The organism is Ochrobactrum soli (genome assembly GCF_003664555.1).
Lineage (GTDB): Bacteria > Pseudomonadota > Alphaproteobacteria > Rhizobiales > Rhizobiaceae > Brucella > Brucella teleogrylli.
The window spans coordinates 631,111-645,774 of record NZ_RCHH01000001.1 but is presented as its reverse complement, the minus strand read 5'-3'; the positions used below and the strand labels follow the sequence as shown (position 1 = coordinate 645,774).

The following is a 14,664-nucleotide window of genomic DNA, read 5'->3' as shown; positions in this document are numbered from 1 at the left end:
TACAAAGAGAAAAGCCGAAGCGTATGCTCCGGCTTTTCATGTTCATAAAATGAATCGCTTTTTTGATTTAACCCTTTGATAAATCAAAGATTGCGGCGTTTCCCTTCCAGAATGTCCAGAACGGCGCGTGCACAATCCAACACATTCGAGCCGGGGCCGAATACCGCTGCGACGCCGTGGTCGAACAGATATTGATAGTCCTGACGCGGCACCACTCCACCGCAAACCACGACGATGTTTTCCGCGCCTTTTGCTTTCAGCGTATCAACGAGCTGCGGCAGCAGGGTCTTGTGACCGGCAGCCAGCGACGACACCCCAATGACGTGCACTTTCGACTTGATGGCCATATCAGCCGCTTCGTCGGGTGTCTGGAATAATGGTCCGGCCAGAACTTCGAACCCGATATCGCCGAAAGCTGACGCGATGATCTTGGCGCCGCGGTCATGCCCGTCCTGTCCAAGCTTGGCGACCATTACCTTTGGCGTTTCGCCGCTCTGCTTGGAAAACTCCTCCAGCCGCGACACCAGCGTCTGATATTCAGGCTCGTCCTGATAGGCATCGCCATAGACCTTGCGGATGACTTTCGGTTCTGCGGCGTGGTCGCCAAAAGCGCGGCGCATGGCGTCGGAAATTTCGCCGACCGTGGCGCGAGCGCGGGATGCCTCGACGGCTGCGGCAAGAAGATTGCCTTCCCCGCTGGTCGCCACTTCTTCGAGAGCGGCGAGGGCGGCTTCGACCTTTGCCTTGTCGCGGGTCTGGCGAATGCGCTCGATGCGCGCGATCTGCGACTGACGCACGGCGGTATTGTCGATTTCGAGAATGTCGATCTCGTCTTCCTGTTCCAGCCGGAACTTGTTGACGCCGACAATGACTTCCTCGCCCTTGTCGATGGCAGCCTGACGCTTGGTGGCGGCTTCCTCGATCAGCCGCTTCGGCAGGCCGCTTTCGACGGCCTTGGTCATGCCGCCCAGTTCTTCCACTTCCTCGATCAACGCCCAGGCCTTCTCGGCCAGTTCGTTGGTCAGGCTTTCGATGTAATAGGAGCCGGCCAGCGGATCGACCACCTTGGTCACGCCGGTCTCGTTCTGGAGAATGAGCTGCGTGTTGCGGGCGATGCGAGCGGAAAATTCCGTCGGCAAAGCAATGGCTTCGTCGAAAGCGTTCGTGTGCAGCGATTGCGTGCCGCCAAGGGCGGCCGACATGGCCTCGAATGCCGTGCGCACGACATTGTTGTAGGGGTCCTGTTCCTGCAAAGACACGCCAGAGGTCTGGCAGTGGGTGCGCAGCATCAGGGAACCCGGCTTTTTCGGCTCGAATTCCTTCATGATGCGCGTCCAGAGAAGACGGGCTGCGCGCAGCTTGGCGATTTCCATGAAGAAATTCATGCCGATGGCGAAGAAGAACGATAGGCGACCGGCAAAGTCATCGACATTGAGGCCTTTTTGCAGGGCCGCACGCACATATTCGCGCCCGTCGGCCAGCGTGAAGGCCAGTTCCTGCACCAGCGTCGCGCCAGCTTCCTGCATGTGATAGCCGGAAATGGAAATCGAGTTGAACTTCGGCATTTCCGTCGCCGTATAGGCGATGATATCCGCAATGATCCGCATGGAGGGTTCGGGCGGATAAATATAGGTGTTGCGGACCATGAACTCCTTGAGAATGTCGTTCTGGATGGTGCCGGAAAGCAGGTCGCGAGAGACACCTTGTTCTTCGCCTGCAACGATGAAATTGGCGAGGATCGGGATCACCGCGCCATTCATGGTCATCGACACGGAAACCTTCTCAAGCGGGATACCATCGAAGAGGATTTTCATGTCTTCGACGGAGTCGATGGCCACGCCCGCCTTGCCGACATCGCCGACGACACGCGGATGGTCGCTGTCATAGCCGCGATGGGTGGCAAGGTCGAAGGCGACGGACACGCCCTGCTGTCCGGCGGCCAGCGCCTTGCGGTAGAAGGCGTTGGATGCCTCGGCGGTGGAGAAACCAGCATATTGGCGGATGGTCCACGGACGTCCGGCATACATGGTCGCGCGCGGGCCGCGCACGAACGGTTCGAAACCCGGCAGGCTGTCGAGATGGCCGACATTTTGCAGGTCGTCCGCCGTATAAAGCGGCTTCACGTCGATGCCTTCCGGCGTATGCCAGACAAGGCTATCCGCAGGGCGCTTCAGTTCCTTTTCGGCCAACGCTTCCCAATCCGCGCGGGTTTTCTGCGTCATTGGCTTATTCTCCATCCCATATCGTCCTCATGCCCAGCTTCCCCGTCCTTCGAGACGCACCCTGCGGGCGCTCCTCAGGATGAGGAAAGCTTGCACCTGCACCTTGAGCCGGTGCAAAGCACCGCGTTGCAGGCTTATTCGAATTCCATAATCAGTTCGTCGACGGCAAGGCTTTCTCCGGCCTTGACGGCAACGCGCTTGACGGTGGCGCGACGTTCGGCGCGCAGCACGTTTTCCATCTTCATGGCCTCGACCGTCGCAAGTGGTTGTCCGGCTTCCACCGTAACGCCTTCCTCTGCCAGAATCGAGGTGATGACGCCCGGCATCGGGCAGAGCAACATTTTCGATGTATCCGGCGGCAGCTTGACCGGCATCAGCTTTGCCAGTTCCGCGATGCGGGGTTTTCGCACATGCACGGTCAGGTCCATGCCGCGCCAGCGCAGACGCCAGCCGGAGCCCGCGCGGGCGACCTTCACGCTCAGCGGCTTGCCGCCGACGGTGAATGTGGCGAGTTCGCGTCCTGGATGCCAGTCGCTGGCAATGGTGAGGCTGCCGCCATCGACGAAATTCACCGTTGCGCCGCCTTCGCCGTCGGCAAGGCGAACCGGCAGAAGATGGTCGCCGATCTTGACCACCCAGTCGTTGCCGGGCTTGAGGTCCTGCCCGGAAAGACGACCGGAAATTTGTCCGTCGCGGGTGACAACGGTGAGATTGATATGGGCAGCGACTGCAGCCAGAAGGCGCGCATCATCTTCCGATGGCGCAACACCCGAGAAACCATCCGGATATTCCTCTGCGATGAAGGCCGTGGTCAATGCACCGGCTCTGAAGCGCTGGTGGTCCATGACGGCGGACAGGAATGGCAGATTGTGGCCGATGCCTTCCACTTCGAAGGCGTCGAGCGCGTTGCCCATCGCGTCGATTGCGGCAAGGCGATCCGGCCCCCAGGAGCAAAGCTTGGCGATCATCGGATCGTAATACATCGAGATTTCGCCGCCCTCGAACACGCCGGTATCGTTGCGGATGACCGTTCCGTCGTCGCGACGACCTTCCACCGGAGGCCGGTAGCGGGTCAGGCGACCAATGGAGGGCAGGAAGTTGCGATAAGGGTCTTCGGCATAGAGACGGCTTTCCATGGCCCAGCCATTGAGCTTCACATCGGCCTGACCAAAGCGCAGCTTTTCACCGGCGGCAACGCGGATCATTTCTTCCACCAGATCGATCCCGGTGATGAGTTCCGTCACCGGATGCTCCACCTGCAAGCGCGTATTCATTTCGAGGAAATAGAAATTGCGGCTGCCATCGACGATGAACTCAACCGTACCGGCGGAAAAATACCCAACCGCCCTGGCAAGTGCGACGGCCTGTTCGCCCATGGCCTTGCGGGTCGCTTCGTCGAGGAAGGGTGAGGGCGCTTCCTCGATCACCTTCTGGTTTCGGCGCTGGATGGAACATTCGCGTTCGCCGAGATAGACGACATTGCCATGCTGGTCGCCAAGCACCTGAATTTCGATATGGCGCGGCTGCGTGACGAATTTTTCAATGAAAATGCGGTCGTCGCCGAAGGAGGATTTTGCCTCGTTGCGCGACAGTTGAAAGCCTTCGCGGGCTTCGTCGTCGTTCCACGCAATACGCATGCCCTTGCCGCCACCACCGGCAGACGCCTTGATCATCACCGGATAGCCGATGGAACCAGCGATCTTCACCGCTTCGTCAGCGTCTTCGATCAGGCCCATATGGCCGGGCACGGTGGAAACGCACGCTTCCGCCGCCAGCTTCTTGGAGGTGATCTTGTCGCCCATCGCATCAATGGCGTTCACCGGCGGTCCGATGAAAGTGACATTGGCCGCCTTCAGCGCTTCGGCGAAACGGGCATTCTCCGACAGGAAGCCATAGCCCGGATGCACGGCGTCCGCCCCGGTCTGCCTGATGGCATCCAGAATCTTGTCGATGACGATGTAGGACTGGTTGGAAGGTGCAGGCCCGATATGCACGGCCTCGTCGGCCATTTTCACATGCAGCGCATTGCGGTCGGCATCGGAATAAACCGCAACCGTGGCAATGCCCATCTTCTTTGCGGTCTTGATCACACGGCAGGCGATTTCGCCGCGATTGGCAATGAGGATTTTCTTGATCATCTTTATCTACTCAACTGAACCGGATCACAGCGGAATGGTGTCGTGCTTTTTCCAGGGCGCGCTTTGTTGCTTGTTGCGCAGGCTGGCAAAAGCGCGCGCAATGCGGCGGCGCGAGGAATGCGGCATGATCACCTCGTCGATGAAGCCACGCTCGGCGGCGACGAACGGATTGGCGAAGCGTTCTTCATATTCGCTCTGGCGGGCGGCAATCTTTTCGGGGTCGCCCAGTTCCGAGCGATAGAGGATTTCCGTTGCGCCCTTGGCACCCATCACGGCGATTTCCGCCGTTGGCCAGGCATAGTTGATGTCCGCGCCGATATGCTTGGAGGCCATCACGTCATAAGCGCCGCCATAGGCCTTGCGCGTGATGAGCGTGACCATAGGCACTGTCGCCTGACTATAGGCGAACAGCAGCTTTGCGCCGTGCTTGATGACGCCGCCATATTCCTGCGCCGTGCCCGGCAGAAAGCCCGGTACGTCCACAAGGGTCAGAAGCGGGATCGAAAAAGCATCGCAGAAGCGTACGAAACGTGCGGCCTTGCGCGAGGAATCGATATCGAGGCAGCCTGCAAGCACCATGGGCTGGTTAGCGACGACGCCGACTGTCTGGCCTTCGATACGAAGGAATCCGGTAATGATGTTCTTGGCGAAGGCTTTCTGAATTTCGAAGAACTCGCCTTCGTCTGCCAGCGCGTGGATCAGTTCCTTCATGTCGTAGGGCTTGGTTGCGCTGTCGGGGATCAGCGTATCGAGCCGCATTTCCAGCCGGGACGGGTCGTCATGCACCGGACGGACCGGTGGCTTGTCGCGATTGTTGAGTGGTAGGAAATCGAACAGAATGCGCACCTGTTCCAGCGCTTCGATGTCGTTTTCGTAAGCGCCATCAGCGACCGACGACTTGGCGGTATGCGTGCGTGCGCCGCCCAGTTCTTCCGCCGTGACGATCTCATTCGTCACGGTCTTCACCACATCCGGGCCGGTAACGAACATGTAAGAACTGTCGCGCACCATGAAGATGAAGTCGGTCATCGCCGGGGAATAGACCGCGCCGCCCGCGCAGGGGCCCATGATGACGGAAATCTGCGGAATGACGCCGGAGGCATCGGCATTGCGCTTGAACACGTCGGCATAACCCGCCAGCGAGGCGACGCCTTCCTGAATGCGCGCGCCGCCCGAATCGTTGAGGCCAATGACGGGCGCGCCGTTCTTCATCGCCATATCCATGATCTTGCAGATCTTCTGGGCATGGGTTTCCGACAGCGAGCCGCCGAGCACAGTGAAATCCTGACTGAACACATAGACCTGACGGCCATTGATCGTGCCCCAGCCGGTGACGACGCCATCGCCTGCCACTTTCTGCTCCGCCATGCCGAAATCGGTGCAGCGATGCGTGACATACATATCGAACTCCTCGAACGATCCTTCGTCGAGAAGCACTTCGATACGTTCGCGGGCGGTCAGTTTGCCTTTGGCGTGCTGGGCATCGATACGGCGTTGGCCACCGCCGATACGCGCTTCGGCGCGGCGGGCTTCGAGCTGTTCTAGGAGTTCCTGCATTATTGCGGCCTTCGAAAGTCGGTTATGAAACTGAAATGATAGGCATTTTTAGATGCGTTTTCTAAAATGCTTAAAGCGCTTGTGAGCCGTGTAGAAAAGCTTGAAAAGGTGCGATTGTGTAAGTTATAAATTTGCAAATAGCAAAATGCGAAATTGCGAAAATGGCACCTAAAAAACTCTATGTCGGCAGGAAGATACGTCAAATCCGCGAGCAGCATAAGGCCACGCAGTCGGCCTTTGCTGAACGTCTCGGTATTTCAACGAGTTATCTGAACCAGATCGAGAACAACCAGCGCCCCGTTTCGGCAGCCGTCCTGTTGGCGCTGGCCGAGAATTACCAGATCGATATTGGCGCGATCTCGCTCGGGGATGATGACCGGTTGTTATCGGCGGTTTCCGAGGCGCTGGCCGATCCTGTATTCGACAATTACAAGCCGAACCTCCAGGAGTTGAAACTCATCACCCAGAATGCGCCGGGACTGGCGCATGCCCTGATCGCCTGCCATCAGGCTTATCGGCGCAACAGCGAGCAGCTTGCCAGTCTCGATAACCAGCTGGGGCGCGCGCCTTCGATAGCCGAGCCTGCGCCTTATGAGGAAGTTCGCGACTTCTTTCATTTTATCGACAATTATGTGCATGAGATTGATGTTGCAGCAGAAAAGCTTGCCGAGAAGCTGGATATTCCCGGTCGGGATATCGGTGTCGCCCTGCCGCAATATATGGAAGACCGCCACCGCGTGCGGCTGGCAAGGTCCGGTTCAGACGAGGCGGTTCTGCGTCGCTTCGATGCGCAAGCACGGGTTCTCTATCTCAATCCCTATTCGCCTGCTTCGACGCGCCATTTCCAGATCGCATTTCAAATCGCCGAACTTGAAATGGAAGAACTGGTCAATGCGATAGCAAGGCGGGCCGATTTCAGGTCGGTCGAAGCAGTCGAGATTTGCAAGATCGGCCTGCGCAATTATTTTGCCGGCGCGCTGGTCATGCCGTACCAGACTTTTCTGTCGGCGGCGAAAGAACTGCGCCATGATCTTGAACTTTTGGCTTCGCGGTTCGGGGCCAGTCTGGAACAGGTTGCGCATCGTCTCAGCACTTTGCAGCGTTCGGGCCAGCGCGGCATCCCGGTTTTTTTCGCGCGTATCGACCGGGCAGGCAATATCACCAAGCGACACAGTGCCGCCAAGCTGCAATTTGCGCGTTATGGCGCCGCCTGTCCGCTCTGGAATGTGCATCAGGCTTTCGAAATGCCAGGAAGGATTATCCGTCAGTTGGCAGAAACGCCTGACGGTGCCCGCTATCTCTGTGTGGCCACGGAACTGACGAAAAGCGAGGGTGGTTTCAACGCCCCGCAGCGGCGCTATGCCATCGCCCTTGGCTGTGAAGTGGGCTACGCCCATGATTTCGTCTATGCGGATGGTCTCGATATCACGGCGCGGTCAGCCTTCGATCCCATTGGCGTTTCATGCCGGATTTGCGACCGTGCGGAATGTGTGCAGCGTGCCGTGCCGCCGCTCAAAAGCAGGCTGGCGGTCGATCACGACCGCCGTGGCATCCTGCCTTACAGGTTGATGTAGTCAGAAACCTGCATGTTCCTTGAGGAAGTCGGCTTCGTCTTCCGTGGTTGCGCGGCCCAGCACCTTGTTGCGATGCGGGAAACGGCCGAACTGCTCGATGATGTTGTGGTGGTCGCGGGCAAAGCCGAGCGAATATGGGTCGCCGAGCCTTTCATAAAGCTCGACGCAGCGGCGCTGGTGGTCCAGATTTTCGCTGTGCATGAAGGGCAGGTAGAAGAACTGCCGCTCATCGGCGGAAAGCTGCCGGTCGAAATCGTGGTCGAGCGCCTGCATGGCCACATCCAGTGCCAGGCCGTCGCTCTCGAAGGAACGCGGCGAGCCGCGGAACATATTGCGCGGGAACTGATCGAACAGGATCGTTAAGGCCAGCGCGCTTTCCGGCTGTTGCTTCCACGATTCCAGCTTGCCGGCGCGTGCATCGGCATAGGCGACAGCGAATTTCTCGCGAATCTCATTGTCGATATCGTCGCTTTTCGTGAACCAGTTTTCACGCATCTTGGGCGAAAACCAGAATTTGAGCACATCTTGCGGTTCGATAGCCATCTGGGGCCTCCCTTTATCGTTTCAGGCTCAACACCTATTGGGTCTTGGGTGGAGCCTGATCCGGCTGCGGGCAGGGCGGCTCTCCCTTGAAGTTGCGGGACATACAGCCGAATCGGTCAAAACTCTTGCCTGTATCCATGGCAGCCTTTCCCGCGCCACCGCAGCCTGTGAGGATGATGCCGGATAACAGGGCGAGCGAGACAAATATACCGCGTCGTTTCATGATGTTTTTCCCGAAAATGGACAGGCGCTGTCGGTTGAACAGATAATAGGGACGGGGTGAAGGCAGGACAATAGAGGTGCTGGATTTGCCGTGTGTTCACAAAGTTTCACATTCTTGCCCGATACTTGTGGTTCAGTTGAGGCCATTAACCGGTCAGCAAGTTCTGCGATCTAGGAACGATCGGCAATGGCCTCGTGGCGGAATGCAACGCAGGGAGCCTGCAAACTCCCCTGTCCTTGGTTCAAACCCAGGGCGAGGCCTCCATCATCCTCTTCCGCGATAATTCTGCACGCCCTGTTCAGGAATCCAGACATCCTGCGGCGCTGCACCGGTCTGGTAAAAAACGTCGATCGGGATGCCTCCACGCGGATACCAGTAACCGCCGATGCGCAGCCATTCCGGTTGCAGCAGATCGACCAGACGCTTGCCGATAGTCACAGTACAATCTTCGTGGAAAGCGCCGTGATTGCGGAATGAAAACAGGAAAAGCTTGAGCGATTTGCTTTCCACCAGCCAGCGGTCCGGAACATAGTCAATCACCAGATGCGCGAAATCCGGCTGCCCGGTCATGGGGCAGAGCGATGTAAATTCCGGTGCCGTAAAGCGCACGCAATAGCGCGTGCCATGCTGCGGATTGGCGACCTTTTCGAGAACGGCTTCTTCCGGCGAGGTGGGAACACCTGTGGTCGATCCCAGTTGGGTAAGGCCGGAATATATTGTATTTTCTGACATTTAAGCGCCTTTCGTCAAGTTACGGCGCAGCCAGTTTCGCGCTTATGCGCGCAGCACAAGCATTGCTGCTTGGCTCTTGTCCTTGTTTTGACCGGGTAGGCTGCGACCGGTGGCAAAATTGCCGATGCAGCTGCACTATCAGGCAGCTGAGCAGGCGTAAAGGGAAATAGATACAGGAAGGCCCGCGCGAGGGGGCGACGCGGGCCTTCCTTAAACCGGCTTCAATCGGCTTGCTACAAAGCAAATCCCGAAAACCGTACCAGACGTTTCAGGATGTACTCTAGCGGCGATCCGAAATCGCGCATCCGATGGCAACGCCGATCAGAATGCCGAGAATGCCGGCGGTCCCGAACAGCGTGGTCGCCGTTCCGGGATTTTCACGTATCGTCTCCGCCACCACTTGTCCGCGATCGCGCACAGCCTGTGCCGTGTGCCGCAGCCGACCCGATACGTCATCCATTGCGTCTTCCGCACGCTCCCGGAATTCTCCAGACTGGGAGGCAAGCGAGCGGGAAAGACGTTTCAGCTCACCGCGCATATCGGCGATCTGCTTTTCCAAAGCCTGCTGGATATCGTTGGTGGTCTTGTCTTCGGCCATTTGTCGTCTCCGTTGATTGATGCAAGGAAAACGTGCGGAACGCCGTTCGGTTCCATTCGATTTCAGAGCCGGGTGGAGCTTATGGTAAACGGATCATAAACCATTTTAATTTACCAATTTTGAATACAAAGAACTGTCTGGAGCGGGGCCAGAATGTATATCGAAAATGGTGCGCCAATCAGCCGAACCGAACCGGTTTCGGCCCGTATCGTCAAAGCCGCAGCGCTTGCGCAATGCTGCATTGACCAGCAGGAGCCGCAGCAATCTCGTGCCTTCGCTGAAGCAAGCCTGACACTGATGCTCGACGATCCGTCGCCCAAAGTGCGCATTGCCATGGCCGATGTTTTGTCCACCAGCGCGCATTCTCCCTTGCATATCGTTACGGCGCTTGCAGCCGATCAGCCGGAAGTGGCTGGCTATATCATCGCGCGCTCGCCGCTGTTGAGCGAGGCGGACCTTATCGACCGCGTTTCCTTCGGCGCGCCGTTGATCCAGTTGCTGGTCGCGGCCCGTCCGCATGTTTCCATCGCATTGGCCGCTGCCATTGCAGAAGTCGGCTCATTCGAATCGGTGGCCGAACTTCTCCGCAACAGTTGCGCGCGGATTGCGCCGCTGTCATTCCGCCGGATTGCAGAGCGTTGTGGACATGAGCCACAAGTGCGTGAGGCACTGTTGGCGCATCCGCAACTGCCTGCCGATTGCCGTCATTTGCTTGTGGTGAAGGTCGGCGACGCCCTGCGCCAAATGCCGCTGGTCAATCGTCTCCTTGGCGAGAGACGCGCCGCGAAGCTCGTCGGCGATGCGTTCGTGCGGGCGTCCATCGACATAGCCGAAGCTTGCACGCAGCAGGAATTGCCCGCAGTAGTCGAACATCTGCGACTGCGCGGGGAGGTGACGACCGCTTTCATCATCCGTGTTGTCGCGGGCGGTCGCATTGATCTGTTCGCGGCCCTGATGGCGTCGCTGTCCGATCTCGATGAAGAACGCATTTGCTCGATCATTTCGCACGGACGCCCGGCGGCAATGGTCGCTTTGCTGCGATCCGCCGGATTGAGTGATGCTACCCACGCCGCATTGATTGCGGCCATCGAGGCATGGCGCGCTGTTGCCAACGGACGCAGCAAGTTCGGCCCGGTCGAAGTCTCCGCTCTGATGCTTGAAACCACTGGCAAAAGCAGACAACTGGCTGCAAACGACGATCTCTTCGCGTTGCTGCGTTCAATCCATCAGGAATTCATGCGACAGACCGCCCGCGACAGGCTGAGCCTGATGTCGGTGGCCTGATTTGATTTAGGACTGCCGAAAGATGGGCAGTCTGCTCAAAAGATAGCCCGCGGTCGTTCCACAGACAGCACCCACGGCCTTGAAAAGAAAATCCGCCATTTCCCCGTGACGTCCGGGCGCAAGACGCTGCAACAACTCGAATGCACCCGCGCAGCCGACTGTCAGCAGCAAAACAGATAGCCAGTGGCGGGGATAAGCGAGGGCAAACAGCGTGCCCACCAGAAAGAACGCGCCGAAGCGCTCCACATCCGCAGGTTCGCCGCTGATCGGGCGCAGGCTGATCGGGCCGACTGTGACGATGAGAATGGAGGCGAGGACCAGCCACGCAAAAATGCGTAAAAAACGCTTCATGGAAGTATGTCCTCTGTTCGGCTCTATTCTTCGCTGTGATCGCCCTCAGCTTCGTCCTGCCGGGGATCTCCGCATCGCGCATACATACGGTCTGTGACGGATTTTTTCAGATTATTGCCGAACGGCAATTCGTAATGCGAGATGACATCGACGCCCATACACCATTTAACATCGTGCGGCGAGAGGCCGTAATTGGTTTCCAGAAAAGCAGTCACATATTCAACGCCGTCCTCGCAGGTGTCCGTTTTGCAGAACTTGCCGTCGCGCGCGAGCTGGCGAATCGATCCTTCGCCGAGCTTGACCACGAGTGGCTCGATTGCAAATGGAAGCGCACCGCCGATTGCGATGACGATAAGGCCTGCCAATGTGTATTTTATCGAGCGCCGCATAAATTGCCATCATGCTGGTTTCAGGATGGGCTATAACGCACGATCGGCAATATCATGGCAAGAGAGCGCAGCCGCTAATAACTCTATATCGCTGTTTTAATGCGCTTTTCCCATAACGTATCGTACATTTTTCGTGTTCTTCGACTGTTATAAGCCCAAGTTTGCGGCTCCTAAAAGAGTGTCAATATTTTAGGATGTGACGGATTGATATTGACTTTTACGTAAATGCGGTTGCACAACATTCAATCACTCAAGGTGAGGTGCAATGCCGTGGTGCGCGAATATTATACGATTACGGAACTGACGCGGGAATTCGGGATATCAACCCGTACCTTGCGTTTTTACGAGGATGAAGGACTGATCGCGCCTGTGCGGCGTGGCCGGACCCGCTTGTTCCGCCCGTCGGACCGCCACCTTCTCAAGCAGATTCTGCGCGGCAAGCGACTGGGCTTTTCCATCGCCGAGATTCACGAGATCATCCAGATGTATCGCGAGCCGCCCGGCGAGACCGGTCAGCTCAAGCTTTTGATGAAGCGCGTCGAAGAAAAACGTGACGATCTGCGCCAGAAGCGCCGCGATATCGATGAAACCGTCGGCGAACTGGATCAGATCGAAGAAGCTTGCATTGAGCGGTTGGCGGAGCTTGGCGTCAGCACCTGACGCCATCTATTCCGGTTGTGTATCGGGAACAGGCGAACACATATTCGCGATTTCCCGCACCGTACTGTTGTTCTGTTGATCAGCCTTGCCGGTAAAGACGTCATCGAACAGTTGCGCCTTGTCGAGCTCGGTCACGACACAGCCGCAGAACGCCTTGCAAAGCGCTTCGCTGCCGGTTTGCGAACAGGCGGCCACGCAGGACTGCGTGAAGGCTTCTCTTGGCGCTGGTCGCGCAGGCGGCGCGATTTGCGCGAAGACATACACCAGAGAAATAAGTACCGGCTGGTGAATGAGGTAGAAGGCAAGGCTGTGCCTGCCGATAAAAGTGAGCGGCTTTTGCAGAAAGCGGGGCTTGATGCCTCCGGAAAGCAGCGGGAGCAAATTGTAGCGCTCGGCGATGCGCGACGCGGCAATTCCCAACAGAACAGCGCCAAACCATGGAAATAGCGGCACAAAGTCGTTGGACCGTATTGTGACGGTCGAAAGACCGAGGAAAGCCAGTGCCGGATGGTTGAAAATATCGGTTCTGGCAAAATGGGGCGCAGCAATGACCAGGATGGCCGCGCAAAGGGTCACGATCCATGGCAGTCGCAAGAAAAGCAGGCCCAGAACGCTTGCGAGCGCAATTTGATGCAGGATGCCGAAAAAGATGAAGCTTTCCGGTGACATCAAATAGGTGACGCCGGTGATGGCCGCAGCCGCAACGACGATCTGGACAAGACGTATGCCCATTGAACGCCAGCGTATGCCGCGACCATGGGCTAGAACCAGGCTGAACCCAACGAGAAACAGGAAGCTGGAAGCAATGCAGCGCGCGAACAGTTTCCAGCCGCCTTGTGCCGTCGTTGCCGGGGCCATATAGCCGAAAAACTCCAGATCCCAGCCAAAATGATAGATCGCCATGGCGATTAGCGCGATTCCGCGCGCAATATCGATGCGTCCGAGACGAGGACGCGAGGCAGCGGGTGACAGTTCCGTTTCAGCGGTGTTCTGCATGATGCTTTCCGGTTTCGATTCCCCGCAAATCTCTAACACAGGCTGATCCAAGGCTATAGTATCGAGATGCGTGGGATTCGGCCCCGTGTGGATCGGTTCGCTAGGGGTTTCAGAGTGTTCTACAGTTTTTCAAAGCTTTTCTGGCTGTTCTTTCAGCCGCTTACGATCATTTTCCTGTTCGTTTTGCTCGGAATTGTGGCCATATGGGCCGGTTTTCGCAAAACAGGCCTGTCGGTATTGGGACTGGCCGCGCTTATCGTTTTCGTCAGCGCTTTCACAACGCTCGGCGCTCTGTTTCTGGCCCCACTGGAAGACCGCTTTCCGAGAGCTGCTTTGCCGGATAAGGTCGACGGCATTGTCGTTCTGGGCGGTTACATGAATGGCGACATCAATGCGGGACGGCCCGGTTTTGAATTGAACAGCGCGGCTGACCGCATTGTCGAGACGATGCGGCTTGCGCGGCTTTATCCCAATGCGAAGATTATCGTTTCCGGCGGCGAGGGTGCTTTTTTCGAGCAATCCACCAGCGAAGCCGACACAACGCGCGCGCTTCTGGACGATCTCGGCTTTTCCGGAGACCGCTATATCTACGAGAACAAGTCGCGCAATACGGTTGAGAATGCGGTTTTCTCGAAGGAACTGGCTCAGCCCAAAGCGGGAGAAAAGTGGCTGTTGGTGACCTCCGCCTATCACATGCCACGCGCGGTCGGCTGTTTTCGCAAGGCGGGTTTCGACGTGATCGCCTGGCCAGTCGATTACAAGACGCGATTGAACGAAGAATTCTCCATCTATCTGGAGTCGCCCAACGATGCCCTTTCGCGCTTCAGCGTCGCCATGCGCGAGTGGGTGGGACTTGCGGCTTACCGGATTACCGGCAAGACAGATATGTTCCTCCCACAACCCTGATGCCGCATTTTCGCCGCCACTGTAAAGCTTTTGTTAATGAAAAAATTTTGTAAGCTTTTGATACGGAATGGATTTTTAAAGTGCGGTGCTTGCAGTTTTGACAGGTTGCCGCATTTCAGCCGCTTTTCACCGTTGCATTTCGCACTTCACGGGGCTATATGAGCGGTAACAGTGACGTGATCAAAACCACTGTTTGTCAGACCGATACACAATAGGGTTATGAAAAGTTCCATGGACGAAACAGTTCAAAAATCCTGCTGGGGCGTTACGCTCTGGGCAGTCATTGGGCTCGCCGCTATTATTCTCATGGCCTACCTCTTCTCTGTTTGATCGATCAGGCGCTGGGGTCTGAACGATCCGGCAGCAGCGCAGAAACAGAGCTACGCATTCCGGAAAATTGATGCCGCATTTCGGCAATCCGTTTGCGTTATTCCTTTCTTACACTATCTGATATGAATGTACCGCAACGCGTGTTGTATTCGCTCGCGTAT

The 14,664-nt window shown here is 57.2% G+C and carries 14 protein-coding genes and 1 tRNA gene; 5 read left to right on the top strand and 10 right to left on the bottom strand.

Translation table 11 applies throughout. From position 1 onward, the window contains the following. Positions 1–83 precede the first annotated feature (83 nt). From scpA to D8666_RS03090, 3 genes are all read right to left on the bottom strand, one after another. The gene (scpA, locus tag D8666_RS03100; protein WP_121536268.1) at positions 84–2,222 is read right to left on the bottom strand and encodes a methylmalonyl-CoA mutase; all 2,139 of its coding nucleotides are present in this window, start codon (positions 2,220–2,222) and stop codon (positions 84–86) included. A 134-nt stretch (positions 2,223–2,356) separates the two neighbouring features. Beyond that, positions 2,357–4,360, bottom strand: coding sequence for an acetyl-CoA carboxylase biotin carboxylase subunit (locus tag D8666_RS03095; protein ID WP_109369196.1), 2,004 nt, complete (start codon positions 4,358–4,360; stop codon positions 2,357–2,359). 24 nt (positions 4,361–4,384) lie between these two features. Continuing rightward, a complete protein-coding gene (locus D8666_RS03090; protein ID WP_121536266.1) occupies positions 4,385–5,917 on the bottom strand; it encodes an acyl-CoA carboxylase subunit beta in 1,533 nt (510 codons plus the stop codon). A 161-nt stretch (positions 5,918–6,078) separates the two neighbouring features. On the opposite strand from D8666_RS03090, the gene D8666_RS03085 reads away from it, so the two are divergent. After that, entirely contained in the window at positions 6,079–7,491 is a 1,413-nt protein-coding gene (locus D8666_RS03085; protein ID WP_121536264.1) for a helix-turn-helix domain-containing protein, read from the top strand. Here D8666_RS03085 and D8666_RS03080 read toward each other — a convergent pair whose 3' ends face one another. Together D8666_RS03080 and D8666_RS03075 are read right to left on the bottom strand one after the other, a co-directional pair. Beyond that, positions 7,492–8,034, bottom strand: a complete 543-nt coding sequence (locus D8666_RS03080; RefSeq protein WP_121536262.1) for a DUF924 family protein — start codon at positions 8,032–8,034, stop codon at positions 7,492–7,494. It lies immediately after the preceding gene. Positions 8,035–8,068: 34 nt separating this feature from the next. Next, entirely contained in the window at positions 8,069–8,257 is a 189-nt protein-coding gene (locus D8666_RS03075) for a hypothetical protein (protein ID WP_109369192.1), read from the bottom strand. A 188-nt stretch (positions 8,258–8,445) separates the two neighbouring features. On the opposite strand from D8666_RS03075, the gene D8666_RS24130 reads away from it, so the two are divergent. Next, positions 8,446–8,521, top strand: a tRNA-Cys gene (locus D8666_RS24130). On the opposite strand, the gene queF is transcribed toward D8666_RS24130, so the two are convergent. Further along, entirely contained in the window at positions 8,522–8,989 is a 468-nt protein-coding gene (queF, locus tag D8666_RS03070; RefSeq protein ID WP_109369191.1) for a preQ(1) synthase, read from the bottom strand. It abuts the tRNA gene before it with no gap. A gap of 280 nt (positions 8,990–9,269) precedes the next feature. Beyond that, positions 9,270–9,587 (bottom strand): ElaB/YgaM/YqjD family protein, encoded by a 318-nt coding sequence (locus D8666_RS03065; protein WP_109369190.1) that lies wholly within the window; start codon positions 9,585–9,587, stop codon positions 9,270–9,272. 153 nt (positions 9,588–9,740) lie between these two features. On the opposite strand from D8666_RS03065, the gene D8666_RS03060 reads away from it, so the two are divergent. Continuing rightward, complete coding sequence (locus tag D8666_RS03060; RefSeq protein WP_109369189.1) at positions 9,741–10,871, top strand: DUF2336 domain-containing protein; 1,131 nt, start codon at positions 9,741–9,743, stop codon at positions 10,869–10,871. A 6-nt stretch (positions 10,872–10,877) separates the two neighbouring features. On the opposite strand, the gene D8666_RS03055 is transcribed toward D8666_RS03060, so the two are convergent. Next, positions 10,878–11,222, bottom strand: coding sequence for a VanZ family protein (locus D8666_RS03055; RefSeq protein WP_121536260.1), 345 nt, complete (start codon positions 11,220–11,222; stop codon positions 10,878–10,880). 23 nt (positions 11,223–11,245) lie between these two features. After that, positions 11,246–11,611 carry a hypothetical protein gene (locus D8666_RS03050; protein WP_109369187.1) on the bottom strand — a complete coding sequence of 122 codons (366 nt, stop codon included), beginning with the start codon at positions 11,609–11,611 and terminating at the stop codon, positions 11,246–11,248. Between the two features lie 273 nt (positions 11,612–11,884). Here D8666_RS03050 and D8666_RS03045 point away from each other — a divergent pair, with 273 nt between their 5' ends. Next, positions 11,885–12,271 carry a MerR family transcriptional regulator gene (locus tag D8666_RS03045; RefSeq protein WP_078340841.1) on the top strand — a complete coding sequence of 129 codons (387 nt, stop codon included), beginning with the start codon at positions 11,885–11,887 and terminating at the stop codon, positions 12,269–12,271. A gap of 6 nt (positions 12,272–12,277) precedes the next feature. Here the strand turns inward: D8666_RS03045 and D8666_RS03040 are convergent, their stop codons facing one another. Next, complete coding sequence (locus D8666_RS03040; RefSeq protein WP_121536258.1) at positions 12,278–13,267, bottom strand: heparan-alpha-glucosaminide N-acetyltransferase; 990 nt, start codon at positions 13,265–13,267, stop codon at positions 12,278–12,280. A gap of 114 nt (positions 13,268–13,381) precedes the next feature. Between D8666_RS03040 and D8666_RS03035 the strand changes: the two genes are divergently transcribed. After that, a complete protein-coding gene (locus tag D8666_RS03035; RefSeq protein ID WP_109369185.1) occupies positions 13,382–14,173 on the top strand; it encodes a YdcF family protein in 792 nt (263 codons plus the stop codon). Positions 14,174–14,664 lie beyond the last annotated feature (491 nt).